Origin of the sequence: Pirellula sp. SH-Sr6A (genome assembly GCF_001610875.1) — a bacterium.
Classification (GTDB): domain Bacteria; phylum Planctomycetota; class Planctomycetia; order Pirellulales; family Pirellulaceae; genus JBKCUI01.
Genome location: NZ_CP011272.1, coordinates 6,051,643 through 6,076,483, shown reverse-complemented (window position 1 = coordinate 6,076,483; position 24,841 = coordinate 6,051,643). Strand labels below are relative to the sequence as shown.

Annotated in this window: 19 protein-coding genes and 28 tRNA genes; 4 read left to right on the top strand and 43 right to left on the bottom strand. The window is 52.0% G+C overall.

The window, feature by feature from the left end; translation table 11 throughout:
• Positions 1-115: 115 nt before the first annotated feature.
• Positions 116-910 carry an acyl-ACP--UDP-N-acetylglucosamine O-acyltransferase gene (gene lpxA / locus VN12_RS23690; RefSeq protein WP_146679272.1) on the top strand — a complete coding sequence of 265 codons (795 nt, stop codon included), beginning with the start codon at positions 116-118 and terminating at the stop codon, positions 908-910.
• Here the strand turns inward: lpxA and VN12_RS23685 are convergent.
• Positions 907-2,331 carry a transposase gene (locus VN12_RS23685; protein ID WP_240491250.1) on the bottom strand — a complete coding sequence of 475 codons (1,425 nt, stop codon included), beginning with the start codon at positions 2,329-2,331 and terminating at the stop codon, positions 907-909. The two genes, lpxA and VN12_RS23685, sit on opposite strands and share 4 nt — an antisense overlap.
• Before the next feature lie 631 nt (positions 2,332-2,962).
• Between VN12_RS23685 and VN12_RS23680 the strand changes: the two genes are divergently transcribed.
• Complete coding sequence (locus VN12_RS23680; protein WP_146679270.1) at positions 2,963-4,591, top strand: hypothetical protein; 1,629 nt, start codon at positions 2,963-2,965, stop codon at positions 4,589-4,591.
• Between the two features lie 309 nt (positions 4,592-4,900).
• Here the strand turns inward: VN12_RS23680 and VN12_RS26925 are convergent, their stop codons facing one another.
• The 7 genes from VN12_RS26925 to VN12_RS23645 form a co-directional block, all read right to left on the bottom strand.
• A complete protein-coding gene (locus tag VN12_RS26925) occupies positions 4,901-5,599 on the bottom strand; it encodes an alpha/beta fold hydrolase (RefSeq protein ID WP_146680055.1) in 699 nt (232 codons plus the stop codon).
• A gap of 157 nt (positions 5,600-5,756) precedes the next feature.
• Positions 5,757-6,116, bottom strand: a complete 360-nt coding sequence (locus tag VN12_RS23670) for a hypothetical protein (RefSeq protein WP_146679268.1) — start codon at positions 6,114-6,116, stop codon at positions 5,757-5,759.
• Positions 6,117-6,253: 137 nt separating this feature from the next.
• Complete coding sequence (locus tag VN12_RS23665; protein WP_146679266.1) at positions 6,254-6,790, bottom strand: hypothetical protein; 537 nt, start codon at positions 6,788-6,790, stop codon at positions 6,254-6,256.
• A gap of 104 nt (positions 6,791-6,894) precedes the next feature.
• A complete protein-coding gene (locus VN12_RS23660) occupies positions 6,895-7,323 on the bottom strand; it encodes a hypothetical protein (protein ID WP_146679264.1) in 429 nt (142 codons plus the stop codon).
• Positions 7,324-7,506: 183 nt separating this feature from the next.
• The gene (locus tag VN12_RS23655; RefSeq protein WP_146679262.1) at positions 7,507-7,890 is read right to left on the bottom strand and encodes a hypothetical protein; all 384 of its coding nucleotides are present in this window, start codon (positions 7,888-7,890) and stop codon (positions 7,507-7,509) included.
• Between the two features lie 694 nt (positions 7,891-8,584).
• Positions 8,585-8,983, bottom strand: a complete 399-nt coding sequence (locus VN12_RS23650; RefSeq protein WP_146679260.1) for a hypothetical protein — start codon at positions 8,981-8,983, stop codon at positions 8,585-8,587.
• Positions 8,984-9,120: 137 nt separating this feature from the next.
• A complete protein-coding gene (locus VN12_RS23645; protein ID WP_146679258.1) occupies positions 9,121-9,369 on the bottom strand; it encodes a hypothetical protein in 249 nt (82 codons plus the stop codon).
• Between the two features lie 1,319 nt (positions 9,370-10,688).
• On the opposite strand from VN12_RS23645, the gene VN12_RS23640 reads away from it, so the two are divergent.
• Positions 10,689-11,537 (top strand): dienelactone hydrolase family protein, encoded by an 849-nt coding sequence (locus VN12_RS23640; protein ID WP_146679256.1) that lies wholly within the window; start codon positions 10,689-10,691, stop codon positions 11,535-11,537.
• 246 nt (positions 11,538-11,783) lie between these two features.
• On the opposite strand, the gene VN12_RS23635 is transcribed toward VN12_RS23640, so the two are convergent.
• The 3 genes from VN12_RS23635 to VN12_RS23625 all read right to left on the bottom strand — a co-directional run bounded on the left by VN12_RS23635 (position 11,784) and on the right by VN12_RS23625 (position 13,422).
• The gene (locus VN12_RS23635; protein WP_146679255.1) at positions 11,784-12,209 is read right to left on the bottom strand and encodes a hypothetical protein; all 426 of its coding nucleotides are present in this window, start codon (positions 12,207-12,209) and stop codon (positions 11,784-11,786) included.
• On the bottom strand, positions 12,210-12,674 hold the full coding sequence (locus tag VN12_RS23630) for a hypothetical protein (protein WP_146679252.1): 465 nt from the start codon (positions 12,672-12,674) through the stop codon (positions 12,210-12,212). It abuts the gene before it with no gap.
• A gap of 133 nt (positions 12,675-12,807) precedes the next feature.
• Positions 12,808-13,422: an LssY C-terminal domain-containing protein gene (locus VN12_RS23625; RefSeq protein WP_256388152.1), complete on the bottom strand. Its 615-nt coding sequence runs from the start codon at positions 13,420-13,422 to the stop codon at positions 12,808-12,810.
• 49 nt (positions 13,423-13,471) lie between these two features.
• On the opposite strand from VN12_RS23625, the gene VN12_RS23620 reads away from it, so the two are divergent.
• Complete coding sequence (locus VN12_RS23620) at positions 13,472-15,247, top strand: DEAD/DEAH box helicase (protein ID WP_146679248.1); 1,776 nt, start codon at positions 13,472-13,474, stop codon at positions 15,245-15,247.
• A gap of 30 nt (positions 15,248-15,277) precedes the next feature.
• Here VN12_RS23620 and VN12_RS23615 read toward each other — a convergent pair whose 3' ends face one another.
• The 32 genes from VN12_RS23615 to ltrA all read right to left on the bottom strand — a co-directional run bounded on the left by VN12_RS23615 (position 15,278) and on the right by ltrA (position 23,857).
• On the bottom strand, positions 15,278-15,997 hold the full coding sequence (locus VN12_RS23615; RefSeq protein WP_146679246.1) for a hypothetical protein: 720 nt from the start codon (positions 15,995-15,997) through the stop codon (positions 15,278-15,280).
• A 195-nt stretch (positions 15,998-16,192) separates the two neighbouring features.
• On the bottom strand, positions 16,193-17,296 hold the full coding sequence (locus VN12_RS23610) for a slipin family protein (RefSeq protein ID WP_146679245.1): 1,104 nt from the start codon (positions 17,294-17,296) through the stop codon (positions 16,193-16,195).
• Between the two features lie 700 nt (positions 17,297-17,996).
• On the bottom strand, positions 17,997-18,638 hold the full coding sequence (locus tag VN12_RS23600) for an HNH endonuclease (RefSeq protein ID WP_146679243.1): 642 nt from the start codon (positions 18,636-18,638) through the stop codon (positions 17,997-17,999).
• A 523-nt stretch (positions 18,639-19,161) separates the two neighbouring features.
• Positions 19,162-19,233: transfer RNA gene (locus tag VN12_RS23595), tRNA-Arg, on the bottom strand.
• Positions 19,234-19,267: 34 nt separating this feature from the next.
• A tRNA-Ser gene (locus tag VN12_RS26090) sits at positions 19,268-19,353 on the bottom strand.
• A 12-nt stretch (positions 19,354-19,365) separates the two neighbouring features.
• A tRNA-Ala gene (locus tag VN12_RS23590) sits at positions 19,366-19,436 on the bottom strand.
• Positions 19,437-19,530: 94 nt separating this feature from the next.
• Positions 19,531-19,603: transfer RNA gene (locus VN12_RS23585), tRNA-Val, on the bottom strand.
• A gap of 11 nt (positions 19,604-19,614) precedes the next feature.
• Positions 19,615-19,690, bottom strand: a tRNA-Leu gene (locus VN12_RS23580).
• Between the two features lie 155 nt (positions 19,691-19,845).
• A tRNA-Leu gene (locus VN12_RS26085) sits at positions 19,846-19,928 on the bottom strand.
• Positions 19,929-19,937: 9 nt separating this feature from the next.
• Positions 19,938-20,011 (bottom strand) — tRNA-Glu (locus tag VN12_RS26080).
• Positions 20,012-20,024: 13 nt separating this feature from the next.
• A tRNA-Tyr gene (locus tag VN12_RS26075) sits at positions 20,025-20,107 on the bottom strand.
• 13 nt (positions 20,108-20,120) lie between these two features.
• Positions 20,121-20,194: transfer RNA gene (locus VN12_RS23575), tRNA-Leu, on the bottom strand.
• A gap of 9 nt (positions 20,195-20,203) precedes the next feature.
• A tRNA-Leu gene (locus tag VN12_RS23570) sits at positions 20,204-20,277 on the bottom strand.
• A gap of 184 nt (positions 20,278-20,461) precedes the next feature.
• A tRNA-Leu gene (locus VN12_RS23565) sits at positions 20,462-20,534 on the bottom strand.
• Positions 20,535-20,625: 91 nt separating this feature from the next.
• Positions 20,626-20,698: transfer RNA gene (locus VN12_RS23560), tRNA-Val, on the bottom strand.
• A 17-nt stretch (positions 20,699-20,715) separates the two neighbouring features.
• Positions 20,716-20,798 (bottom strand) — tRNA-Ser (locus tag VN12_RS26070).
• 11 nt (positions 20,799-20,809) lie between these two features.
• Positions 20,810-20,882, bottom strand: a tRNA-Asp gene (locus VN12_RS26065).
• Positions 20,883-20,895: 13 nt separating this feature from the next.
• Positions 20,896-20,968: transfer RNA gene (locus VN12_RS26060), tRNA-His, on the bottom strand.
• Between the two features lie 2 nt (positions 20,969-20,970).
• Positions 20,971-21,044 (bottom strand) — tRNA-Gln (locus VN12_RS23555).
• A gap of 21 nt (positions 21,045-21,065) precedes the next feature.
• Positions 21,066-21,137: transfer RNA gene (locus tag VN12_RS23550), tRNA-Gln, on the bottom strand.
• 18 nt (positions 21,138-21,155) lie between these two features.
• Positions 21,156-21,227 (bottom strand) — tRNA-Gly (locus tag VN12_RS23545).
• Positions 21,228-21,244: 17 nt separating this feature from the next.
• Positions 21,245-21,329, bottom strand: a tRNA-Ser gene (locus VN12_RS26055).
• 10 nt (positions 21,330-21,339) lie between these two features.
• Positions 21,340-21,414: transfer RNA gene (locus VN12_RS26050), tRNA-Asn, on the bottom strand.
• Positions 21,415-21,430: 16 nt separating this feature from the next.
• Positions 21,431-21,505 (bottom strand) — tRNA-Pro (locus VN12_RS23540).
• A 10-nt stretch (positions 21,506-21,515) separates the two neighbouring features.
• Positions 21,516-21,586, bottom strand: a tRNA-Gly gene (locus VN12_RS23535).
• A gap of 35 nt (positions 21,587-21,621) precedes the next feature.
• Positions 21,622-21,692: transfer RNA gene (locus VN12_RS23530), tRNA-Thr, on the bottom strand.
• A gap of 12 nt (positions 21,693-21,704) precedes the next feature.
• Positions 21,705-21,777, bottom strand: a tRNA-Lys gene (locus VN12_RS23525).
• 24 nt (positions 21,778-21,801) lie between these two features.
• Positions 21,802-21,874, bottom strand: a tRNA-Ile gene (locus VN12_RS23520).
• Positions 21,875-21,880: 6 nt separating this feature from the next.
• Positions 21,881-21,952, bottom strand: a tRNA-Lys gene (locus VN12_RS23515).
• A 326-nt stretch (positions 21,953-22,278) separates the two neighbouring features.
• Positions 22,279-22,351: transfer RNA gene (locus tag VN12_RS26045), tRNA-Glu, on the bottom strand.
• Between the two features lie 72 nt (positions 22,352-22,423).
• Positions 22,424-22,495 (bottom strand) — tRNA-Phe (locus VN12_RS23510).
• 105 nt (positions 22,496-22,600) lie between these two features.
• Positions 22,601-23,857 carry a group II intron reverse transcriptase/maturase gene (gene ltrA, locus VN12_RS23505; RefSeq protein ID WP_205855087.1) on the bottom strand — a complete coding sequence of 419 codons (1,257 nt, stop codon included), beginning with the start codon at positions 23,855-23,857 and terminating at the stop codon, positions 22,601-22,603.
• Between the last annotated feature and the right edge of the window lie 984 nt (positions 23,858-24,841).

Here is a 24,841-nt window from a genome sequence, read left to right as displayed (position 1 = left end):
ACCGGTCGGCCGGATTCGGATTCTGTCGCTCACAAGTTAGCTTAGTGGACGATTACTGCCTATTCGCTGTGAATTGACATCGGGCCTTTGTAGCTTGATTCCCAGGAAATTGCAGATGGCTATTCATCGAACGGCATGGATTGATGCTGCCGCGACGCTCCACGAAACGGTCGAAGTAGGACCGAATGTGGTCATTGATGGCCCCGTCACGATTGGAGCGAATTGTCGACTAGGTCCCTCTGCGGTAGTGCTGGGGGCAACGGAAATCGGCGAAGGCTGCTTGATTCATTCCCATGCAGTGATTGGCGATGAACCTCAAGACCTTAAGTCCGCGCCCGGTTTAACGCGATGTTTGGTCGGGAATCACTGTGTCATTCGAGAAGGGGTGACGATCCATCGCGCCACCATCGCAGGAGGCGCAACGGTCGTTGGAGATCGTTGTTACCTCATGACGAATTCCCACGTTGCCCATGATTGTGTGCTCGAGGAAGGGGTGACGCTGGTCAGTGGTGCTTTGCTGGGCGGGCATGTTCACATCGGTAAACGAGCGATCATCGCTGGTAATTCAGGGGTGCATCAGCACGTACGGATAGGCGAATTGGCAATGATTGCCGCGGTCACGATGATAAGTCAAGACGTTGCACCTTTCACGCTCACAAATCACGCTGGCGAAATTGTTGGACTGAACACGGTTGGGCTGATGCGGGCTGGCTTCACACCTTCGGAACGGTTAGAACTGAAGTCTCTGTTCAAGCTGATTTACCGAACCGATATGCCGCGAACGCAAGCGTTGGAGATTGCGTCCGAACTCGCGACCTTCGATTCTGCCAATCGGTTTTTGGATTTCTTTGCAGCGGATTCACTTCGCGGAATTCGTCGACTTCGAGTTGTCGGCAGCCATGCAGCCTAACAGCCCGTTGAAGATATCGCGATTTCGGGTGACCTGCTCAGTTTTTGAAATGGGCATTCCGAACTTGTAAAGCGGTTCCTAATTCTTCGATCGGCGCGGTAATGTGCGCCTCGATCGATTGGGAAGGCTTCATAATGCATTTGCACAGCCGTAAAAAAGGAAAAAACAGCCCGCATCACCCCCTGCAGGCTTCTCGAAGTGCCGACTCCAAAGAGCATGCGCATGACCACCCCCAGATTGTAAGCCGCTGTCATTAGAAAGTATCGCTTCTGGATCTTCACGGTTCCTCGCAACCGACACCGGCGACCTCCGCCCGTCTCTAGCAAATGGGCAAACGTCCTTTCCACTTTCTCACTTCGCGACCGTTGAAGCTTGCGGCCCTTGTTCCCTTTGGCTCTTCGTCTATTTGCAAGAACCGCTTGGCGTTGCTGGCAAGTGTACTTACTCCACTTACGTCCCCCAGGAAGTTTGGGCTCTGGGATATAGGTTCGGTAGTTGGTGTGCTCAGCCAATTCAGACAAGGTTTCTGTTGAATGGTAGCCCTTGTCGGCTGCTACCTCTTGAATCTCGGTATCGCTTCCAGCCTCGTTCAAGTGGATTTGAGCCTTGTGAAGACTATCTTCCAACGACTGAGAATCGGGGTTGTCAGCAGAGGTCACTTCCGCCCCCAAGATCATTCCCGATTTCATATCGACGACATGTTCGGCCTTGTAGGCAAGATGGGTTGTTCCATCTTTCATCCTTGCGATTTTGGCACTCGGATCCGTGCTGCTCACCCAATCTTCATTAGAAACTTTCTTCCCCTTACGATTCTTATCGAAGCGACGAATCTCTTCATCCGAAGGCTCTTCATTCTCCTTCACGAGGCCCTCAGCTCGCATCAGGCCGATCACATAGGAACGCCAGTCTTCGCCGGTATCCCTTCGAACGATGCTCTTCATAGCAGCATCGGCTTCGAGAGTTGTTGAGTCTACGGCTACCGTCTTCCCTCCGAGAAGCTTCTTTTCGCTAGCGAGTTTTAAAACCCATTCGAAAACAGATTCGTGTACCGTATCGGGTAAGCGTTCACGGATCACAGTCAGCGAGGAGTGGTCCGGCGAGTGATCGGTCAATTTAAGGCCAAGGAACTGTCGAATCGACAGGCTATCTGCACATCGCCAAGCAATACCGCGTTGAGACTGAATCCCTTCGAAGTAGCCTACCAAGAGCATTCGAAAGTAAACTCCGGGTGGAATACCGGGACGGCCGCGGGCTTGGCTGTAATAGGGATTGCAGAGCTTCTCGATCCAGGAATCGAATCCTGCCTCATCGAGAAGTCGATTTAATTTCGTATAAAAAACATGCCCGACTGAGCGGGGAAGATCTTCCGCTGTAATAAAGAGATCTTGCTGCTGAACCGATTTGCGTCGACCAAGGGCCATCGTGCTCTCCTCCATGGCATCTGCGATGATCGATATAACGTAGCGCGAATCCAGACTTTTTCAACGGGCTGCTAAGTGACCGCCTCGTCGCATAGGTAGGATCCCAGGATAGTCGTAGCAGTAGTTTGCAGGATGTTCCCAATCGGTACTGCTCAATGCGCGCCAGCGATCGGGGGAGTGTTCGATTTTATTTTCTAATCCCGTAAACGATCTTCACGGCGCTTCATAGCCGTCCTCAAACTTTAGTCGATCGCGTTTGACCCAAGCACGCCTTGTTGCCAACGGTGAAAGCGCTCTTAGGATATCGCACCAGTCACTCGAATTCGTGCGTTTTTCCATGGACTACATTGGAGTGGAATGTCGTCGCCCTCGTCTTGGATCGGCGAACAGGGGATGTGATAATAATTGTTGAATTCTTGACGCCTCTATCAGGTCCTGATCCATTGTAACTGGCGATTGATCTTCTGTTGTCAGCAGTTGGCTACGGGTGCATTTGCGTTTATGGTTTAAAGCTAGCACGCCTGGTCTGATGCTAGCAAACAGTGTTGCGACGGCTTTCGCATTATAATGATCACTACCGCTTACCGTGCTGTGATGATTGGGGTTTCTTCCCAACGACATGGAGGCGATCATGCGAAGGTGGAATGTGTTCGACCGCGTAGGACCTGAAGTCAATAATCCCAATCAAACAATGGGGATGTTTCTTGCCGAGGCGTATCAAAAAATTGCCCAGCTACAAGTGATTCTCAACAATGACCCCATGCAAATGGAGTTCGTCGAACAGCAGGTCAAAGAATTGTTCGACCTCGGAGCGGGGCTGTGTCTTACTGGGATGATTGCCAATTCCATGAATTCCAAGGAGCACGATAAGCGTTGCGAGGAAACACGATTGGGATACGCAATACCGCTGCGAGCTGGACATGAACGACAAGTCGAAGTCCATCTCGGCGCTGGCCATATCAGCTACGCAGCTACCCTCTACTGTCAACCGAAATCTCCAGCCGCAAGTCGCGAAGATCATACGCCGGGACTCGATATCGATCTAAGCCAGTATGGCTTTTCAGAGAACGTTTCTCCTTGGCTTGTATCGAAAGTGTGTCGGACAGTGGCGTTGGCCCCATCGCTTGATCAAGCATACGTCGAATTGCAACGAGACGGTATTCAGTTAACGCGAACAACGATCGACCGTATCGTCTCTCGCGCAGGATCGGAATCCCTAACCGTCCGGGAACGAATGCTGGAGCAATTTGAGCGCGGCGATATGAAGCAAGGTTGCGAATTCACTGGAAGGCGAGTATCGGTGCAAATTGACGGTGGCCGGACGAGAACACGCGGCGTCCTGGAATGGATCGATCCTGTGGAAAACTTTGGAAAAACCCAATCGCAAGTCACAGGCGAGCTAAGTGCGGGACGCTCCAAGGAAACGCGTAGATCCAGTCGTTTTCAGGCCGATTGGCGAGAACCAAAACTGCTAATCATCTACGCGCACGATGACAATGGACGAAGAGACGAAGCGGTTCGAGTTCTGATCGATGGCTCATTCGGTGACGCAGACTATATGGAACGACTAATCAGCATGCACCTCCATCGCTTGGGAGCCAATAAAGCAAAGACGATTACGTTCAATAGCGACGGTGCGACTTGGATCTGGGGACGGATCGATTCGATACTTGCTAAAGCGAAGGTGGAATCCGCAGTGGTTGTCAATCAAGTGCTTGACGTGTGCCACGCCGTAGAGAACCTAGGCAAAGCCCTCCAGCCCTTGGATCGTTCTTTGAATGCTGCTGGGGAAAGTGAACCATCGAATTCCAATGAACTGCGAAGTCGATTGCGAGATGGTCAATGGTCGCAGGTTGTCGAAGTGCTCACTGCTCGGCTAAGTCAGGCCGAGGATCTATCCTCTGCCGATCGATCAGAAATCAAACGAGTCATCGAATACATTCGTAGCCACGGGGAGGCAGGACGCCTGGACTATCCGAAGTTCAAGCTGATGGGACTCCCACTTGGAAGTGGATCGATTGAGAGTGCGATACGTCGAGTGATCAATCTTCGGATGAAGAACAGCGGAACGTTTTGGCGAATTCAAAAGGCAGAGAAGATACTTACGATCCGATCATCGATACTGAGTGGCAGATGGGATGATGACCGAGCGGTGGTCAAGTACGAAATGAAGCGGAACCGAAAGCAAGCACTCCCAAAACTTGACGAGTCGCCAAGACCGAAATCCGATGCGCGTCAAAGAACTCAGAAATCTCAATGATTACCACACCGCAAAAGTGCCATAAAAGCAAATGCACCCGTTGGTCCACAACTGCACCATCTGTTACGTCAAATACGAATCCGTAACTTGCATCAAATCCAGCGTATTGAGCACCGCTATGAATCAAGGTTGCAGTTTTCGGAATCGCAGACTTAGAGTGAGCACTGAATGCGAGACGCCGGTCCGTGCGATTGCATCCGGTCGTAGCTAGCATCACAACCAAGCCAATGAGAACAAGGGGTCGGATCAACATGGCCTCATTCGGGTAACGCGACGGATCACCAAGTCGACGGAGTGATCGCTCCATTGTCAAAACGCACCGTTCGGCGACTTTGGTGCTTCCAATTGTTCGCCCGATACTTGGGTGATAGCGGAACGGATGAAGTCGTTGACCTCTCGTGGATGTGTCAGCGAAATCACGTGGCCGCCACCAGCAATCTTCGTATCGGCATTAGTATATCGTATTGGCAGAACGAGGTCACGATCACCGTGAATGTGAAACACTGGGCAATCCAACACAGGAGCAACATTCCAGTCAAGAATTCGGGCAAGCGACCATATAAACACCGCTGGATCGGCGCTGCGGAATTGACGAGCTAGACCGCAATGGTGTGGGCACCATTGTCGAGCAAGTTGCGATGCAATCGGAGCACAGAGAATTTGAAGCAGTCGAACCGGAATCAGCGGAATCAACGGTTTCAGTGGACGGCAAAACCGTATCCAACGAGGCAGTTCGGAAGGCGATCGAAGACTACCAATCAAAATCAATGCTGCGGGCCTAAAGTATTGCGCGACATGTATCGCAATGATGCCACCGAACGAAGCACCTCCGATGAGTGTGCCAACGTCCGGTCGAATGATGTCCGCAAGTCGTTCACAGTACGAGTCTAGCGTATCATTTGATCGAGGTTTCGGCCATGCGGGAACGATTAATTGCGGAAAGGTGAGTTTCTGCGAAACGAAGACATTGGCGTCGGCGGCAAGTCCGGAAAACAGTATCAACCGCATTGATTCATGCACTGCCAAAAGGCTTCCTCGATGGGCGAACGGCTGGGTTCAGTGAGCCCGAGCAGTTGACTCTACGCAAGTCGAAACGGCTTATCGAGGGCTTCGTCTGCAACCATTTGTTCTGTTGTGTTTTCGATTTCAATGACGATTGTATAGTTCACTGGACGCGGAACTGCGGATTTACAAGGTGCTCTGCGACTGGTTGAAACGTCGGGCTATCGATATCGATTGGGGTTTTGGTTCCGGAGTAGTAAACCCGCCCCCCCAATTGCACAAACGCTCTCAGTATCTGACGCGTATTCTCTATTGCTAAACTCAATGCCATCAAGGAATCAGTTCCACACGCTCCCATTTCTCGGTACACGTTAAGAGGCAATACGGCTACAGAGCAACTGTAGTCTATCGATCCGCTTTTTGATTCGAACGGTTTTGGGACGCCAATTTCCACTGTTGTCACGAAGGCGTTGCCCTTTTGGTCGATGCAGTCGAAGGATGTTTTGGCAATGATATCGTTCATTGATGTGTCGGCACTAATTCTTCGTCCTGGACCGTACTGCTTGAGGGTTTCACAACGGAACGCCAACATTCCCCGAGCCGCCGAACAAGAATCACCATCCCACAGCGCACCGTCGGCGGCTTCGGTACAATGTTTTGTTATTTGGCTTTTGGGGGTATCTGATCAGTTTGAATCACGTCGATCGGTTTCGCATCACCTGGATATGCAGCAAGGATAATGGGCACGTCATCAGCAGGGACATGCTCTAATTCAAGTCGGGCGAGCACGTCCTTGTCGGGCATCATTGATCGCATCAGGACGATCCTGAAGACCTCTCTTCGTGTCTCAAGTGGCAGTTCGCGTTGGTTGCAGTATGAATTGTAAGCAACCTGCATGTCTTCCCATACGCGGATGTTACCTTCCGGGTCGAGGTCACGCTTGAAGTCGTCAATCCACTTTTCAAGCGGTGTTCCATCGACGTCAGCAAATGTTTCATGGACCGCTTTGATTCGAGTCAGCAATTCAGCCGGTAATGTGTCGTGTAGTGTTGGGCCTTGCTGGATCTTGTTTGGGTCGATCCATTCTACAGTCGATTCAGGTGGTGACGTGGTGGTACCGCAGCCAAGTAAGCAGACGGCTACGGCTGCCGATACGACGAAGTGTGGTATCGTTCGAGGTTTGAGATTCGCTGTCATGCCTTTGCCAAATAACGACCGGCGTCACTGAGTCCGAGCGATTGACTCTACGCAAGTCAAAAACGGCTGATCGAGGGCTTCGTGTGCATGCCATTGTTACGCTTTTAGTACTGGTAGTCCACAGCGATCGCTTCCCAATCCAGCTTTCGAATTGCATTGAGGACAGGGGCATCAATGGGAAAAGCAAAGTCGCTTTGGAACCACACGATGGTCAATTCAGATCCATCCATGTTCTTGTCACGCGCTGGTTGCAAGGATGAGAATCGACCAAAGCAGACCGTACCAGGGAGCATCGCGGGTGTACCAAAAGGATACTTCCCATCGTACTCGATTGGGGTCTCCGACGGTTCGATCAAGTGAACCTTGAGTTTCCACAGATTCTGGGCTTTGTTGCAGAAGTATGGAATCCGTCTCGCATTGCGCTCTCGTGTTGGCAAGCCTTCGATCAGTCCCTCGTAAGCTCTGGACTGATAGATTCGCCCAATCGCGATCTCACGTCCGGACGCAAGTTTGATAGTTGACGGTTCTGTCAATCGCATCTCCTGGCGTAACGGCACCCATCACCTAGCCCCCGGAAGAGATGCCTCTTAAGCTAGTAATGCACCAGCGGGGGCTTAGGTGCATGGGACGGTTCGTCCTGTTTATGCTAAAGCGGTGTCGAACTCCATGGTACAAACCTAAGCGATCTAGTCATTTGCATTCTGCTCGAATTCCTTTTAACGTTGGATGTCATAATTTTCAAGCCGCTTCGAAGTTGAGAGCATAACGGCTACGCATGCGGCGATGGTCGCAACGCGAATATCAAACCAGACTCCAGTGATCTCGAATACATATGTTGTGGCAAGCGTCACGCGTTCAGACGATTCTTGTGGCGGGATTAACGCATTCTCCACCAACTCTTTCACAACAAGAGGAGTAGAATGACACAAGTCCTGCGTAACGACGAAGATCCCCCAAGTAAGGCAAAACACTTGAATCCTACCCGACGATAGAATGCCGGTTGTCAATGCGGCCGCCGAGAGAAAAACCACGATGAATTTCGTGACGTCGAGAATCATCCGTCCGTTGTCCTGGATGGCTGCTGTTATTGTTGTCGCCAATGCAACTCCGACCACTGTGGTCAGAAGAAGCAGCGAAAACAGGGAGAATCGCATATGCAAATAACTATGGCGAGGAACTGCATTAAATTGGACGAACGACTGGATTCAGCAAGTGCGAGCAGTACACTTAAAGCAAGCCGGTGCGGCTGATCGAGCGCTTTGCTGTAATCCTTTGTTCGTCGATTGTACCCCAGAGCAAGCCACATGTCACAAAAACGAGAATTGAATTTGATGCGACGAGTGGATTAGCTCTCCGTCTTGTATTTCGACTTCGACCGCACCGCGGTAGCCCGATTCGAAGTAGCAATCAACTGTGTGGCGCTTGGTCGTTCCGTCAGTTAGCTGGTATGAAATCTCCACGTGTGATTCACTCGTTGGGTTTGTTTTGCATTCTCTTATTGAACCGCTAGCAATGTCACCGAGTTCGCAGGACCTGCCGGTTACATGTACCTTCAGATCAACGAGTGTTGAAAAACCTCTATTTCGTACCGTCACGGTAACACCCGGCGAGAACCAAGTGTATGAAGCAAGTAAAATCGCGATGCAGGCGGGCGTCGCGATCAGAGTTCTTAGCGAGAAGCGAGCCTTCACTCTAGCGATCTTCTTTCGACGAACGCAACCCATCACCTAGCCCCCGCAAGAGATGTCTCGAAAGTCAGTAAAGCACCGGCGGGGGCTTAGGTGCATAGGATTGTTATCGCTTGTCATGTGCTTGGTTGACGCTGATTGAAGTAGTTGATCGTATCGTACCAAGTATAGCACAACCAACAGTCAGTATCGCGATCGCCGAGGCCAACACCCAACGTATCCAAAGCGGGAAATTGGAATTTTCTGTTCTCACGATAGCATCGCCAACAAGTAACGCAGGGGAGATCGAAACTCCCATACAAATAATTAGCATCAACCAACGATTTCGCGAATAAAAGAGTGTGTCAGTCGCCTGCTCGATGTTCGCATCGTTGAGCATCGCCATTGATGCAAACATGAGCATCGCCACCGGACTCATTGATCCTGATGTGGATAGGCTTGCTATCACCGCGAGCGTTACGATCACACCGGCGTATCCCCACCGAATTTGCTGTTCAGGAGTCAATGTGTCCCTCTGAGGTGTGCACTCGCTTCTGCGATAACTAGTAATTCTCCGGCGCCCGCGCCGGAAAACAAAAGTCGCATTGTAGCCCACCAAACAGGTCGAATGGGCTGCCTGCCCTCCTGATTTGCGCTCACCCTCTAGAAGGTAATCTGCGTCTTTTCTTGGGATTTCCGACCCGAAATGGCCTGAAGGCGTTCTAAGGACATCCCCAGCGGGTGCGGATGTGTGGTGGCGGCTCGCCGTACAGTATCTCGAATTATCCGGCGCTGATGGTAATCGGCTATCGAGCGGAGAGTCATTTCGGAGATCTCTTGTTTGCCTTCCGTGATGCGGGAGAAGAACAGTAGCTGCTCTTGAAGGTCCGGTGCAAGCTGAATAAAAACCATGATTTGGCTCATTCGTGGCTGGACTTCTGGGCAAGTATACATGTGCCCGAGACTGGGTCGCTGCGGGGAGATTCACCGGCACGGATAGAGTAAGGTCATCAACCTAACCAAGATGAGTTTGATGGTAAGATACGATCGCAGTCGAGTTCGCTGTTCGAAATGCCGTGGCAGAATGCTTTTCCGCTTCAATTGCAGACCAGTTGAATCGTAGAACGAAAAATTCTTATCTGGAGCAGTGTTCATGCGTCGAAGTTTCGTGGCTTTCATGGTCGGTCTTGTCGGAATGTTTTCCGCCCCAATCGCGTTGGCTTGTACGCGAGTGATATGTGTCGCAGGAGACGACCAAGTGTTTGTCGGTCGGACTCAGGACTGGACGGAAAAAGCTAACTCCGCATTCCGCGTCTATCGGGTTTGCCTTTAGTGGCCGGCAGATTTATTAGAGATTCTTGGATGTCCGGTGCCAGTTGGTTGAGGACCATGGTTTGGCTCATCCGCGGCTTAGTGACTTGCTCGCGGTCAGCTAGCTCGACCATGTCGGATACTTCTCCCGTTCGAAGCATCTTATCGAAATGGATCGCAACAGCCATCAGCCTGGAAATGCGAGCGACTCGGCCTGATGGTCTCTCTCTTCGTTTCGCTTTGTTCGGATCAATGGATCGGATCTGAATCCGGCCATGCGCTGCGATGTGGAGGCTCTGTTTCTATTTGATAGTGATCATCTAGACCTCCATGCCGGCAGCGTGAGCTAGCTAACTTTCCTTTTGGCTTTCCATGAGACGATCCCCCCGTGATACGTTAGGAAACAGGGGTTGTGAAATCGATGGGACCGGCAGCCGCTCCATGGCTTGCCGAGTTCTCGAACGCACTTTCCGAAATGTCCTATAGCGTCGGATGGTATCACGTGCCGCCCTTACGCGGAGCGCGATCCGCTGGCGTTCCGAGCTATAACCACGCTTCCGCATCCGACAGCATTTTTACCGTTGATCAAGGGTCATGACGGCGGGTGCCCATGTTGCCGGAGGAAATTCTAAGTAATCGACCGGTTTGTGTGACCGGAGCGCGTTAAGCGACCGGACAGAACGCACAGGACACGCCCTCCTGAACTAGCTATGCCAATGCAGATTTGGTCGTAAGGCCGCCAATCTACGAGGAAGTGTTTTCGTGCCCCGGTCATCTCCCACACCGCAGTCCAACAATCAGGAAGGTCGAAAAAAGAGAACTGCCCCCATTTATTCCCGAGTAGCGTCAAGCTCTAATTTCGGATTCGTCTATCGACTGGATTCAGGGGACTTTAGCTTCAACTTAAATGGCAGTGACATATGTGCGATCAAGATCATTTTGACGAAGATGCAAAGAAGTACTCACGCAGGGATTTAGGCGTGATGGTTTCAGCTGGCATTGGTGCCGCCTTGTTATTCCCAAGTACGGCACACGCAGTAGAAGTCGCTGAGAATGAAGTCGACATCAAGACGCCGGATGGTGTTTGTGATGCGTACTTCGTTACGCCCAAAAACGGCGCACATGCTGCAGTAACTGTTTGGCCAGATATCTTCGGCTTGCGCCCTGCGTTCAGACAGATGGGCAAGCGGCTTGCAGAATGTGGTTACAGCGTGCTGGTAGTCAATCCATTTTACCGATCCAAGAAAGCGCCAGTAGCACAGGATGCAAGCAGCACACCAATTCAAGATGTTTTTCCACTAGCGCGTACATTGAGCGAGAAGACGCATATCGATGATGCCAAAGCGTTAGTGGCGTGGCTCGACGCTCAGCCGCAAACCGATACGAAGAAGAAGATCGGCACGATCGGATATTGCATGGGTGGTCCAATTGTGATGCGAACCGCAGCGGCAGTTCCCGAACGCATCGGCGCTGGCGGCACGTTTCACGGCGGTGGACTCGTCACCCAAAGACCCGATAGTCCTCATCTGTTGATACCCAAGATGAAAGCGCGGTTTCTGATTTGCATTGCCGAAAACGATGACCAAAAAGAACCAGAGACAAAGAATGTGCTGACGGACTCTTTCGCTCAAGCCAACTTGCCTGCGGAGATTGAGGTCTACAAAGCAGGCCATGGATGGTGTCCTCCAGACACCAAAGTTTACAACCAAGAGCTGTCCGAAAAAGCTTGGGCGCGCCTGCTTGTTCTATTTGAGAACGCCTTGGCGTAACATGGTCTGGTATGCTTCTAGTTGCCAACATCCATAACGGCCTTCGTTTTTTGGGCCAGTTGATTTGGCAAACCTAGAGGCAAAAGCTCTCGGCGTTGTACACCCTCAGGACGAACGGTCCTGCCCTAGCCACTCGCACTTTTTAGTTTCCGATTCACTGAAACGTGTTCTGGAAACGCTACCCCAAGCCGAGGATTTCACTTTGACCGCCAACTCGCACCGGTTTGGCACGCCGGAGCGTCGGAGTCAATAACTTGTTTTGGATTGGCTACACGACCTCATGATTTCCGACGCTCTTCTCTGCTCGTCCCAGTCGTCAAGCATGGTTATTCCGCGGAGATTCTTCTCAGAGATCTCCGGTTTGCCTTCGGTGACGCGTGGCAAGAACAGTAGCTGCTCTTGAATGTCGGGTGCCAGCTGGTTGAGGGCCATGATTTGGTTCATACGTGGCAGAGTGACTTGCTCGCGGTCAGCTAACTCGACCTTGTCAGATACTTCTCCCGTTCGAAGCATCTCATCGAAATGGATCGCAAGGGCCATCAGCCGGGAAATGCGAGGGACTCGGCCTGATGGTCTTTCTCTTCGTTTCGCTTTGTTCGGATCAATGGATCGGATCTGAATTCGACCATGCTCTGCGATGTTGATGCTGAGTTTCTGTTTGATAGTTACCATTTAGACCTCCATAGGTTGTTGCTCAAGCGACTCGACGCAGCTGTCGTGACACGAGATGACGATGGTACTATCGCTATGGTCGAACTCGACTTTCGGAACAACCAAAGCAAGGAGCCGTGCTTTTTCCCGAGTCGTGAGAGGTTCCCAGATCCGATCGAAGTCGATGAGTGCCTCGTCGATCTCTTGAATGAAAAGCTCCCGCTTCTCCCAATCCGCGAGCTCGCGATTGACGTTGGCAAGACTCCTTTCCGCACCCTCGATGCGTAACTGTACGTCGGCGATTCGATGCGAGAACCACCACAGGACATTGAGGAGCAACCCGACTACGGAAACCACAGCTCGATGGAGGTTTGTATTAGCCGTACCAAGGGCGGCGACTAGAAAACTGCTGGGAACCAAAAAGATGTCGGTGATTTTGATCAGGTCAGGGGCCGGTGGAGGACGATCCATGTAGTCGATCATCATCAGGTTCGCGAACCAAGTATTTAGTATGGAAAGATTTTTTTGCCATAGGACTCACAACCTCAAGTCCAACAATCAATTTGCCCCTGAAGTGGCTGGTTTCTCTTGAAACCAGCTATACATCCAGCGCACTCGCTCATTCCGAGCTCTTCGCCAATGTGCCGATCAATAAACGACCGTCGGTATACCACGGGTCGCCGCCACCATTGCGCCCCTCCCGTATAGTGTGAAAATTCTTAACTTCCTGTTCGCTGGCAAGCCCACCGCTGGCTCGCAAGGTTTCGAAAAGATGGTCACGCTCGGCGTCAACGTCTGCTGCGATATGGTGAGTGATTTGGCCTGTCGTGTGACTAAGTCCAACATGCTTGTCGTAGGAGGCAGAACCCATCCAGGCTGGTTGCGAATCGGCATCGAGCTCAGATGATTGCCAGAATCGAACATGATGCCGTTTCCGTGGATCGTTGCCGACGGGTTGTTCAAACGCCACATCTTCCTTTCGCCCCCAAAGAAACAGATTGCTGACCGGAGCGTTGACGTAGGATTCCCCGAGCACCGTGTCCGCTGCGATCCTCAAATCGTCTTTGATGCTTAGTGGGTCGGCAACCAGCCACCCCGAAGCGAGCATGACTCGTCTCAAATCGCGTTCGGATCCAATCAAAGCTAAATTGATCGGATCGCCCGGATGATGATCCCTGGTAGTTATAACGCCTGGAGTTTGATCAATCGCCGGGTGTCGATATGCATAACCCACCCAGCCCAACGGAAGTACCACGTATGCAATGACGAAGTAGGCGGTAGCGATGACGCCAGATCAACTAATCGAGTTCGTGCTTGCGGAGCAACGGGAAAACGAGAAGCAACAGAAGATCTATAAACTGTTGTCGGATGATGCAATGAGTCATCTTGGCCGTGCGATCACGGGACTCATGGTGACTCGGACCGAGAAATCACCTGTGACCCTTGAATGTAAGCATAATGAATCACGCATCCGGCCGGGTAGCCATGTTGTGCTTAGTGCATCGGAACATGGACGCCTCACTGGTGAAGTGACTGATGTTGAAGAAGCGGGGCGAGTGTTGCGCATCACACTTTCTCGGGTGCCAGAGGATGTTTTCGCAGGGCCCTGGACATTGGTCGAACTCGATCGCGATTTTACACCACTTATCGTTCAATCGATTAAGAAGTTGCAACCTGGGCAGGCGGGGTGGTCATTCTTTCGGTGGCTAACAGAGGACGGCGCGACACCGCTGGTGAAAAAGATTACGAACGCGAATGAACGCCAGATGGTGGTTGAGAAAGTCGTTTCGGAGTTCCCCTTCGGTGTTGATGCTTCACAGAGGTGTGCACTCGAAGCGTGCGTCAACGAACCTTCTATTCTGGGAATCCAAGGCCCGCCAGGAACCGGTAAGACCAATCTGTTGGCCATGGTGGCAGAGGCACTCTCTCGGTTAGGCCGAAGAGTGCTGATCCTCGCGCCTACACACCAGGCGGTGAACAATGCCCTATCGGCCATCCGATCGTCATTCCCGAAACGAAAGTTGGTCAAGGTTGGTAACGCATTGCGAAGAGAGTCGCTGCCTGATGACATCGAGTGCCTTCTATTGAAAGACGCTGTCCGCCAAGACAGCAGTAGAACTGGTAGTGAGCAAATCATCGGTATGACGTTCCTGTCAGCGCTCCAGCACCTTGCCGTGCAATCTAGCGGGCTTGCGCCAAACGTCGTTTTGATCGACGAAGCCGGACAGTTGCCGTTTTGCCAAGGAATATGTGCTGGGCTTTTCGGCGCTGGCAGCACACTGCTATTTGGCGATGATCAGCAGATGCCGCCTGTCTTCAATTCAGAGGTGAGTTCCAGTCCATTGGCCACTTCACTTTTCGAGAAACTAAGACAGTCGCATCCTAGCTCGATTCTAATGTTGAACACATCCTACCGATTGAACGAGCCGATCTGTAATTTCATCGCCGATAGTTTCTATGGGGGAGTTGGCAAGGTTATTTCGGCGGCTTCATCGCGCCATCGCCGACTGGCGTTACCTGTGGGTCCAAATTCCACAACGGAATTCCCGGTCCTCGCTGTGTTAGAGAGCAAGGAATCGTTGGTCTGGATTCGATCTGAAGACAACGGATCGCAACAACTGAATCTCGCTGAAGCGGATGCCGTGGCAAAGCTAGTTTCGACGGCGATCAAGTCGGGACTACCAAGCGATCAGCTAGCTGTTGTGACACCGTATCGGCGACAAGCAGCAGCGATTCGACGATTGATCCAGTATGAGGTCGGCTCCGCTGTCGATGTTCCCATCGTTGACACGGTTGAACGCGTGCAAGGCCTTACAGTTGAATTGGTCACAATCTCAATGTGCACCACAGATCCAGAATATGCATCTGAAACGGCATCGTTCATCTTCTCGCCGAATCGCCTGAACGTCGCAGTAAGTCGAGCCAGAGCCAAAGTGGTCATCTTCGCGTCCGAGAGTTTGCTCGACGCCCTTCCTACCGAATACGACGGTCTCGTTGCGATGAAGAAGTTTCAAACAGCTTTGAATCGCATTGCGACTAAAGAGCCGTCCACCATCTGAAGTCCTTGCCACTAGCGACCGTTTGCTGGATTACCGGGTTCTGCCTTCCCTGTTCAGCAAATGCTGCGGAAAGACATCACTGGCGACACCAATCACTAGATACTCTTCAAATGCGAGTCTTGTAGTGCCATACTCTTTCCAGATACTCTGGCATTCGGGCCCCCAAAGCTTCGCCCAAAACAGCAATTCAGTCTTTGGCTTGACCACATCATTCTCGACAGAAAACAGTTTGTCTCGCCATGCTTTGTACTTGATCGATGCCTTCGTGTCTGGATGGCCAGAAAGAGTGACTGCGCTGAGGTCCCCTATGTGGTAAGCATAGTTGTATCCCCATCGTCCGAACATGGCGGTTCCGTTTGCCAAGTCTCTAATGTTCGCAGATAGATTGCGATCGCCCTTGCCGAAAGTCTCCGCCTTTCCGATGTAGAGCGGGACGAGGGTTTCGCCCTCGCGAGCCAGCATCATGTAGAGAATGCCATCATGAACGGACTTACCCTCTTTGTGTTCAGCGATCAACTGAGTACCGAGCTTGCGGAGACGCTGTTCCATTTCGTCTGATCGCTTCAGTACTTTGCGTTTGTTTGATCCATAGTTCATGACAACCACATTACCGTCTTGCATTGCGAACAAGGGAACACTTTGATCGTGAACTTGGTGCGCTGTGACAAATGTGTTCCATAGATCGAGTTTAGCTGGTTCAGATACTTCTACTTGCATAACGAGCAGGCTCATAACAATGAAAGAGAACATGACGATCTCACAAGATGTTGTCCCTTTTGAAAAAGAAGCATTCTACCATATCCCACTTGCAAGGCGGACGGCTTTCCATATGGCCCAACATCGGAGGCTAGCATTTTGTCCTGCGCAGGTGGAGCATACCTCTTGAGCTCGGTTTTCTTGAAATCAAAAACGCCCCAGTACAAATAGATACTGGGGCGTTTGGTTTCAGAGCAGGTTTACGACTTTGTCGGCAAGGCCTTTCTCGCCTAGCACGATGTTCATCTTTCCTGCCGAAGCGATCTTCTCGAGGACTTCGAGTTCACGAAGTCGCATCAAGGTTGGGTTGTCGGCCAAGAGCTTTGCCGTGTTGGCTTGGCTTCGCATCGCAGCTGTTTCCTCGCGGCGGGCGATCAAGTTGGCTTCGGCCGCTTTCTTAGCTTCGGTGACTCGGTTCATCAGATCCTTCATATCGCCAGGCAGGATCACGTCCTTGATACCAACCGAACGAACTTCTAAACCTAATGCTGTTGCCTGCTCACGGACTTGCTGTTCAAGTTCCTGAGCGACATCGTCCTTACCGGTCAGAAAACTATCGAGCTCTCGACCACCGATCACTGCTCGCAAAGCCAACTGTACTTCACGGTAAAGCGACTGACGCACATCACTGGCTGCCGAAACAGCTCGACGCGCATCCTTGATCACATAGGTCACCAGCGCGTTCATACGTAAAGTTACCTTGTCGAGCGTCATGATCTCCTGACCGCTAACGTCGATTTGTGCTTCTCGCATATCTAACTCGACCACGCGGGCATCTGCAGCTTCCTTCCAGAAAGCGTGCAAACCCGGATCGAGATGATCGACATATCGACCATCAACGAACAGGACGCCAACGCAATCGCGTTCGACTTTGCAGACGTCCAGCCAACGAGTTGCTTCGTTAGCTCGTACGATGGACTTGAGATCGTCATGCTCGAACTTGGCTTTTCGCGCGTCGATCACTTCAACTCGAACATCGCGAGTTCCAAGCCAGTAGGCATGTAGCCCTGGACCAAGTACACGAGCGAACCGACCGTCGATCCATACGAGTGCCCGCTGGTAATCTTTCAAATCGATAACTTCTGCCCGCCCCTGAATCGCTCCCGACTTCACGATCATATCTAGTTGATCATCGACCAACCAAGGTTCGCGAGCGGAGACTACGCGAACTCGGATCTTGTTCCATGGGTCGACGATCCAGTGCTTTCCAGTATGGAGTATTCCCTTGAACTCGCCATCGCTGAACTTAAGGCCGACCTCGTAGCTGCGGACCATAATCTTCTTAACTAACATTGGGATCGCCACCTTTCACGATGCGAGTGACTTACTTTGATTTCAGATGGATTCTAGAGACGCCTTAAGGCAACAGATTGTTCACTGATCGCAGTTTGACAACGCGGAGAAGAACTCTGTCTGCTGAGCTATGGGATTGCTTTCGAGGCTTTGAGGCAACGGTTGCTTTCGCATCCATTTCACATACTCTCGATTGAATCGCACTTATCAACAGCTTGCAGTTCATCTGCAAAGCTTGCTAGTCTGTTGCCTGTTTGGAACAGAGTCGTCCGATTCGGAGTTAGTTCACTCGTTAGAGTGTCGGTGTTCCTATCGGGTTTCTCTGTTCAACCAGGCGGATCAATTAAAACAACTGTTGCCCGCCAGCTACTTGGTGAACGCTTTCGCGCTCGGGTTGGTTTGCAGCCAACTTGTTGCGTCAGACGGGAGTCGAACCCGTGACCGTCAGTTTTCTAGACTGATGCTCTACCCACTGAGCTACTTCAATCGATGTCGTTTCTAGAGCCCGTTCCCGGAACACGATGATCTAACTGCCTATCAGCAGAGGCCACCGCGCCGTCGGAACCACATCGACCAAACGCTTGCTTATAAGCAGGAACGCAGTGATTCGAACACTGTCCATCGGCTTTGGAGACCGAGTCCGCTCCCAGGCGAACATTCCTGTATGACAGAAGCCCAGCGTGCTGAGCTTCTGCGTTGATTAATCTTCGAGCTCTACTATCCAATAGGCTTCGCTAATGAACTTGGACCAGCTCTTCACGCGATTCATTCGATCGGCGTAGATCGGCTTCCAAGCTGGACGCACTGGTTCCTTGCGGAGTTTCATGTGCGCCTGAGCCGGAGTACGATCTGCTTTTCGCGAATTGCAGTCGATGCAGGCTAATACGCAGTTCGTCCAAGTCGACTGTCCACCTTGGGCACGCGGGACAACGTGGTCAATCGTGAGCTCTTCGCTGCCAGGCTGCTTTCCACAGTATTGGCAGGTCATCTTGTCACGCTTGAATACGTTTCGGCGGCTGAAGGTAACCGTCTGCGTTGGCATTGCATCGAACTTGGTCAATGCAATGACCTCTGGGATACGGATACGCTGGCGTACCGACTGGATGAACGGCTCATCCCGATCCGGTACCAATCGGCTCCAATCGCTCCAGTCATACAGCTGGTAATCGATCGTGTCGACGATCTTGGCCGAATCGTTCCAAAGCATGACCAGAGCACGCGCAACCGTCGCTACGTTGATCGGCTGCCAGTTACGGTTCAGCACCAACGTTGGACGCTGAAGCGTTGGGCTCAGTCCGATAGGCGTTATGTAGTTGTCGAGGGTTGCTGCGATAGTGTTCATGCTTAGTCCATGGACGGTGTCCGATAAAAAAGGGTTTGCGAAACGTCAGTTACAAGAACAGCTCCAGCGTTCTTTGGTTCAGTAAAATTGAAAAAACACTTGACGAAATTGTGACCAGAGATATTCCCCCGACGGACGCTACGCGACCATCAAGGTTCCGGCCCATTGTTGAATCAACGAGTGGACCGGGCGGGAATCGAACCTGCTAAGCCATGTACTCCAAATCGGCAGTCAAGCGTTGTTTCAAAACGATCAACGAAGTTATGTGTCAGAGGATTTACGGCGCTCTACCACTGAACTACGGCGCAATGATCTAAATCAAAGTCGCGCCGGTGGGACTCGAACCCACGACTTCCGGCTTATAATGCTGTACTCCAACTCGGCAGTCGATCGTTGTCTCCATGTGTTTTCTATCGCAGCGGAAGGAGAGGGAGTCGAACCCTCAAGGCCTGTCATGCAAGCTCGGCCGGCTTCCAACCGGGTCCCGTCGCCTATCGGTTTGCCCTTCCATAGTGTGTTTCAGTAGCTCGACCAGGAATCGAACCTGGAACTTCTCGTTAGAAGCGAGAGATGATATCCGCTTCACCATCGAGCCATGTAGTCTTCGACAATCGGTTGAGCCAACGGAGCGGAAGGCAAGGGAGTTGAACCCTCACAACTTTTACGTTGCACTGTTTAGCAAACAGGCCCGGCAAACCATATCCGGCTACCTTCCATAAGTTTAAAGTGGAGTCACCGAGATTCGAACTCGGGTCCTTGCCATGCCATGGCAATGTCTTCCCGCTGGACCATGACCCCATTTCATGCAGAGGTTCGTTCGAGAATCGAACTCGATCTTCGTTCTTACCAAGAACGCGTGCTCCCGGAACACTTACAAACCATTTACCATCAGTGATCGCGGAAGGAATCGAACCTTCGATTTCCTGCGTGTCATGCAGGTGTCTTAGCCGCTGGACCACGCGATCATAAAACAAGGTGGTTGAGACAGGAGTCGAACCTGCAGAGTCACTTGGCTCTCGACCAAGTCGCTTTTCCGGTTTGCGTACTCAACCATATAAGTGGCGGGTCCAGGAGTCGCACCTGGCAGTCCGAGCTTATGAGACTCAGATGAGCACTAGCCCACCCGCAAGTTGCAAGCCCCGGAATCGAACCGGGTTGCCGACCTTATGAAAGTCAGCTCAGTCCCAACTAGCCTGCAATGAGAAAGTCACGAAGAGGAGAGTCGAACTCCTACGCCTTGATGGCACGACGTTCTGAGCATCGCGTGTCTACCAGTTTCACCACATCGTGATTAAGTAGTGACTCGGACCGGAATCGAACCGGTGAAGGCCAGCTTGAGGGGCTGACTGCAAATACCAACATCGCACCGAGCCATATTCACATGAGTGGGCGAGAAGGAATCGAACCTACATTGCTCATCGAGAGCGACTGTTTTACAGACAGCTTGGACTCCCAAGTCCAATCGACCCATGTAATACCGAGTGACGCAGGCGGGATTCGAACCCGCAATCGCGAAGGTTTAAGCTTCGCCGCTGTACCAGTTCGCGTACCACGTCATCCATTAGTGGTGAGGGTGGGACTCGAACCCACAAACACTGAGGTTTGAGCTCAGCCGCTATGCCAATTAGCGCACCGCACCATGCTAAAGTAGCTCGCCAAGGAATCGAACCTTGTCTAACGGTTTCGAAGACCGTCGTGCGAATCCATCACACTCGCAAGCCATGTTGTTTCCATCAGTGTCCATGTCAGGAATCGAACCTGATCTTCGACCTTCGCAGGGTCGCGTGCGTATCCACTACACTTCACAGACATTTTTCAAGCAGTGGTGCAGGAGGGATTCGAACCCACAAACACTTGTTCCTAAGACAAGCCGCTCAGCCGTTGGCGTACCACACCATTCTTCGAGAGACGCTATTGAGATTCGAACTCAAGTGAGCATGTTTTGCAGACATGTCCCGCACCAAGCGGAGTAGCGCCATCTATCAAGTAGTCCTGGACGGACTCGAACCGTCGATCGACTGGGTGTAAACCAGGTGCCTTCGCCGCTGGGCCACAGGACTATTTGTTTCTATCAAAGCGGAAGACCAGGGACTCGAACCCCGAAGCGCGTTAACGCCAGCTGTTTTCAAGACAGCGCCCTAATCCAGCCGGATGTCTTCCATAGGATTAAGCGCCCTTGACGAGGATCGAACTCGCCACGACTTGATCGACAGTCAAGCTCCACCACCAGATGGATTCAAGGGCTTCAATGTTGAAGGGTGACCGATCGGAATTGAACCGACATAAACTTGGTTCACAGCCAAGTTCCTGAACCAATACAGGACGGCCACAGCACCGGAGACAGGAATCGAACCTGCGAGCTTCTGGTTCAGAGCCAGACGCAACGACCAACAGTTGCTACTCCGGAGTATTGATTTGTTCTTTCAGCCCGGGCGGAAGGAGTTGAACCCTCATACCACTGCTTCAAAGGCAGCTGGCTTACCGTTAGCCGACACCCGAATATCTCTCTTCAAGCAGAGTGCCATGTCGGAGTCGAACCGACCTGACCGGATTGGAAGTCCAGGACCTTTGCCGCTCGGCCAATGGCACATTCATCTAACACAAGGCGGAAGGCGCGAGAGTTGAACTCGCAAGGCTTTAACGCTCGCTCCGCTTCGAACGGAGTGCCGTCGCCAGTCGGCTTGCCCTTCCACATAAAAAGCTCCGGCAGCAGGAATCGAACCTGCGTCTGGGCGATTAACAGTCGCCTTCCCGTACCAACACAGGACCCACCGGAATATGTTTCTCTAAAGTCAGGATGGTCGGATTTGAACCGACGATCTCGTGCTCCCGAAGCACGCGGAGTAGCCAGGCTTTCCCACACCCTGATAATTGAAGAGCGTCCAGCGAGAATCGAACTCGCAATTCCTCCTTGGCAAGGAGATGGGTTACCACTACACCATGGACGCCTTTTGTTGGCTCAACCAAATTGTCAAAGATCAAGAGCACCGAGTGAGAATCGAACTCACGCAGCCGCTTTACGAAAGCGGTGTCATTCCACTAGACCATCAGTGCTTATTCATTCAGTGGGATCGGTGGGTATCGAACCCACATCGACCGAATTAAGAGTCCGGTGCATTACATTGTCTGCCACAATCCCATTTGTGTTTGTTTGTCTTCCAAGTCGGCGTGGAAGGAATCGAACCTTCGACCTTCGTCTTATAAGGACGCTGCTCGGACCATCGAGCTGCACGCCGAACAAGTGAGGCCGGTGGGATTCGAACCCACGCTTTGCGGATTAAAAGTCCGCTGTGCTGCCGCTACACCACAACCTCATGAATGGTTATGGCTATGCGTTTCAAACGACTAAGTGTTTGCATCGTGTTCTACTTTATGGTTTGTTGTTAAGTGGTAGCCCTGAGAATTGAACTCAGCGCGATCCGCTTATCAGACGGATATGGGCTCCAGCCCTCGACTACCATCACTTCAGTCGGGTGTGTCGGAATCGAACCGCTCTCGATCGCCCCAAACGACCTGTGCCAGCCATTACACTTCACGCCCGATAGTTGTTATGTCAGTGGACAAGCAGGGAATCGAACCCTGTCGCCTTGATTGCAAATCAAAGCTCCGTTCCTACGGACAAGCCCATTAGTTTTGTCAGTGACTCGTGTGGGATTTGAACCCGACCTAGCTGGCTTGAAAGACCAGTGACCTCACCAGAAGTCGAACGAGCCGTTGTTGGTTGTGTAGGTGCGCACCTCTAGCGCAGTTGTTCTCATGTGAGTTTTTGCCAGATGCGCATCCAGTGGACTGGGAGGTGCTCGAACCCTCCTCTGCGGTTCTTCAGACCGCCGCTATACCGTCTCAGCTACCAGTCCATCTGTATGTAAAACGTTGGAAATAGGCATCGGGTAGGAGGCGGGATTACTCCCGCCGTCCTCCCACACCACCGTACGTACGGTTCCGTATACGGCGGTTCAGGTCTAACGACGATTCAGCTCAGTGCCTTTCTGGACGAGGCTTATCAGCCCAAGTTGCGTGAGGTGGCGAGTAGGCAGGGCCTGATTCATGTGGCTAGCGCCAGCATTCCACCAGGGGCCATGACCATTGCCAGCACAGACCCACGCTCGCACGCGGTCAATGCCAAGGCGAGTCAGTTCGCGGGCTCGTTTGGGCGGACGCTTCCATTGGCGCCAGTAGATGGCGCGTAACTTCCTGCGTAACCAGCTATCAAGTTCCTCGAACGTTTTCTTCACTTCACTCTTCCGGTAGTACGACACCCAACCGATCAGGACCGGCTGCAACTGAGCAAGCACCGTACGCACATTGCGACCTCGTGCCTTGCGGAGTTCCTCGCGTAGGCGACCCTTGAAGCGTTTGACCGATTCAGGAGACACCTTAAACTTCGGTTGGTGATGGTGCGTGAACGTATAGCCCAGGAACTTGCGGTTCCAGGGGCGGTCCACGGCACTCTTGGCTCGATTCACTGTCAGTCGCAGTTTCTCGCTCAGGAAGCGTTCGACACCATTAAGCACTCGCTCACCGGCGCGGTGACTGCGAACGTAAATGTTACAGTCATCAGCGTAGCGAACGAATTTGTGGCCTCGGCGTTCCAGCTCCTTGTCCAGCTCATCGAGCAGGACGTTGGACAGAAGCGGTGATAAGGGACCGCCTTGCGGCGTTCCCTCGCTGCGTGGACTCACGATGCCGCCTTCCATGATGCCAGCTTGCAGATACAAGCGGATCAGTTTCAGGATGCGTTTGTCTTGGATCTGACGTGCAAGGCGACTCATCAGGATGTCGTGATTGACGCGATCGAAGAACTTTTCCAAGTCCATGTCGACAACCCAGCGATGCCCTGAAGCAATGTGTTCCTTGGCACGATCCAACGCCTGATGCGTACTCCGGCCTGGGCGAAACCCAAAGCTAGAATCCGAAAACATTGGATCGTAGAGCCTCGTGAGCACTTGCAGTAAAGCTTGCTGGATCAAGCGATCTAGCACTGTCGGTATGCCCAGCATGCGCATCCCTTTGCCACCGGGTTTAGGTATTTCTACCTTTCGCACAGGGCTCGGACGATACGTTCCGCTGAACAGTTCTTCCCGGTGGCGTTCCCAATGCTCTCGGCAGTAGCCTGGCAGTTCATCGACGGTCACCCCATCAACGCCTGCGGCTCCTTTATTACCGACAACACGGCTCAACGCCTGCAACATATTGCTGCGGCTTAGCACCTCCTCCATCGTGACGGTGACTGAATGTTCAGTGTTCTCATTGCATGCCGGAAGTGTTTGACGCGCGTACGAATTACCCTCAGCGGTTCCGCCGCATACTCTTGTTCGCCGCTCAGGCTTCTCAGCCGTCATCTCTGCGTCTACCTCACATCACGAATACTTTGCACCAAACGGTTAAACTTGTTCGGCCCTTCGTCAGCTAAAGCCTCCGACTACTATGGCCTCTGCTGACTTCTACGGTGACATCGTAACCTCTTGCGAGGCAACTAGCTTTGCAGCATCCCCGTAGATCTCTCAGGGTAAGACGCGTAACTTTCCTCTCGTATATTCGCCGCATATACGCCGACTCGGTCCGAATGACATTGGGCTTTGAATCTTCGTGCCTTCTCGCCCACCGGGTCGTCGCCTCGTATACGGTTCGTGTACCTCGAACCGAGAGTTTGCCTGCTGCTTCCTTCAGATTCAGAGTTGCCCCTGACACCCTTGCAGTCGACTAGGAGTTCCTGTCATCAAGGCCTCCATCGGGACTTGCACCCGACAAGTTACTTCCTGGTTCACTTTCGCTTGCCAGTTGCGAGCGTCAGTCAATGACGCTCCGCGTCATGCCTGACGCACACGAAAAAACCCGGTGTCACTTTGGGGTAACACCGGGTTCGCCAACGTTTGCTTCGTTAGTACGGCCGAGTGTTACCTCCGATGTGGATGTAAGGGGAACGCATTCGCGTCTTGCAACACGATACAACCCTCATATCCATTAACTCGTTCGGTACTCAGCCGTATTGAAGTCATGATCTCGTATCCAGTGATTGATTGCTTTTCAGATTCCTTGTTCCGCGACCGTATTCGTCGCGTGCTGCAGATATAGACGCTCTACTCCTGCATTGGTTCGCGAAAATTTCTCGTTCACGAAAATAATCGCAGGTGACTTTCGTCAGTAGATTAAACGCATGTCAGCAGCAAAAGTATCCATGCGTTGAGATTATTTTTGCAACT

Coding starts and splice junctions, on each gene's coding strand:
- lpxA (WP_146679272.1), top strand. CDS start 116: ATGGCTATTCATCGAACGGCATGGATTGATGCTGCCGCGACGCTCCAC.
- VN12_RS23685 (WP_240491250.1), bottom strand. CDS start 2,331: ATGGCCCTTGGTCGACGCAAATCGGTTCAGCAGCAAGATCTCTTTATT.
- VN12_RS23680 (WP_146679270.1), top strand. CDS start 2,963: ATGCGAAGGTGGAATGTGTTCGACCGCGTAGGACCTGAAGTCAATAAT.
- VN12_RS26925 (WP_146680055.1), bottom strand. CDS start 5,599: ATGCGGTTGATACTGTTTTCCGGACTTGCCGCCGACGCCAATGTCTTC.
- VN12_RS23670 (WP_146679268.1), bottom strand. CDS start 6,116: ATGAACGATATCATTGCCAAAACATCCTTCGACTGCATCGACCAAAAG.
- VN12_RS23665 (WP_146679266.1), bottom strand. CDS start 6,790: ATGACAGCGAATCTCAAACCTCGAACGATACCACACTTCGTCGTATCG.
- VN12_RS23645 (WP_146679258.1), bottom strand. CDS start 9,369: ATGGTTTTTATTCAGCTTGCACCGGACCTTCAAGAGCAGCTACTGTTC.
- VN12_RS23640 (WP_146679256.1), top strand. CDS start 10,689: ATGTGCGATCAAGATCATTTTGACGAAGATGCAAAGAAGTACTCACGC.
- VN12_RS23635 (WP_146679255.1), bottom strand. CDS start 12,209: ATGGTAACTATCAAACAGAAACTCAGCATCAACATCGCAGAGCATGGT.
- VN12_RS23630 (WP_146679252.1), bottom strand. CDS start 12,674: ATGATGATCGACTACATGGATCGTCCTCCACCGGCCCCTGACCTGATC.
- VN12_RS23620 (WP_146679248.1), top strand. CDS start 13,472: ATGACGCCAGATCAACTAATCGAGTTCGTGCTTGCGGAGCAACGGGAA.
- VN12_RS23615 (WP_146679246.1), bottom strand. CDS start 15,997: ATGTTCTCTTTCATTGTTATGAGCCTGCTCGTTATGCAAGTAGAAGTA.
- VN12_RS23610 (WP_146679245.1), bottom strand. CDS start 17,296: ATGTTAGTTAAGAAGATTATGGTCCGCAGCTACGAGGTCGGCCTTAAG.
- VN12_RS23600 (WP_146679243.1), bottom strand. CDS start 18,638: ATGAACACTATCGCAGCAACCCTCGACAACTACATAACGCCTATCGGA.
- ltrA (WP_205855087.1), bottom strand. CDS start 23,857: ATGGAGGAGGTGCTAAGCCGCAGCAATATGTTGCAGGCGTTGAGCCGT.